The organism is Chromobacterium sp. ASV23, assembly GCF_016428945.1.
Lineage (GTDB): Bacteria > Pseudomonadota > Gammaproteobacteria > Burkholderiales > Chromobacteriaceae > Chromobacterium > Chromobacterium sinusclupearum.
The window spans coordinates 1-408 of record NZ_JAELTR010000216.1; the positions used below are offsets into that span (position 1 = coordinate 1).

General features: G+C 38.0%; 1 pseudogene. It reads left to right on the forward strand.

The features are described 5' to 3' along the window. A pseudogene (locus JHD59_RS22990) lies at positions 1-408 on the forward strand (hypothetical protein); the annotation flags it as partial.

A 408-nucleotide genomic window follows, 5' to 3' on the forward strand; every position in this document is an offset into this window, starting at 1 on the left:
GTTCAAAAACTTACTTCCCCATGACAATATTCATGTTTGGAATGGATTTGGTCAAGTAGATCAACTTAATAAAAAAAATACATGGCGACGGAAAGCGAATGAACTCTCACGAGAAGCGTTCATTGCAAGACTCGCACCTGATATAGTTTTGATCACAAGTTTACTAGAAGGACTGAGTGACAATGCGGTGACTAGCATTGGAAAACTCAACTCCGCAGTAAAAACGGCTGTGATTTTGTACGACCTAATCCCGTTAATTAATCCTAAAGAATACCTGTCAAACCCTGTTATTTCAAATTGGTATTTCGAGAAAATTGACAACTTGAAACGGGCCGATCTTCTATTAGCAATATCAGAGTCATCAAGACAAGAAAGCATTCAATATCTCGGAATTTCGCCAAGTAATTC